Here is a 382-nt window from a genome sequence, read left to right on the forward strand (position 1 = left end):
CCATAGGGATCATAAACATGTTTGCGATACTGTGCTCAAAACCGCTGGCAACAAACATTGCGACCGGTAATACCATGATAAACGCTTTGTCCATTAGGCTGCGGCCCGAGTAGCTCATCCATACGGCCAGACACACCATCAGGTTAGCCAGGATGCCAAGACTTACCGCCTCAACAAAAGTATGGTGCACTTTGTGGTCGGCTGTTTGTAGGACGTTGAGCCCCCACGCGCCGTTGGCGGTCATGTATTCGCCGGAAAGCCACATCAATAGCACGAAGAGCAAGCAACCCACCAGGTTACCGACATAAACGTTAAGCCAGTTTTTAGCCAATTGGCCCCAGGTAATACGACCACTGGCTTTTGCTACGACAATCAATACGGT

1 protein-coding gene is annotated in these 382 nt (G+C 50.5%); it reads right to left on the bottom strand.

What is annotated here, in order from left to right:
• Positions 1-382 (bottom strand): formate/nitrite transporter family protein (locus JG676_RS08770; RefSeq protein ID WP_200218001.1); only part of this gene is annotated, 382 nt, incomplete at both ends.

Origin of the sequence: Campylobacter sp. 2018MI34, assembly GCF_016598975.1 — a bacterium.
In the GTDB taxonomy this organism is placed as follows: domain Bacteria; phylum Campylobacterota; class Campylobacteria; order Campylobacterales; family Campylobacteraceae; genus Campylobacter_D.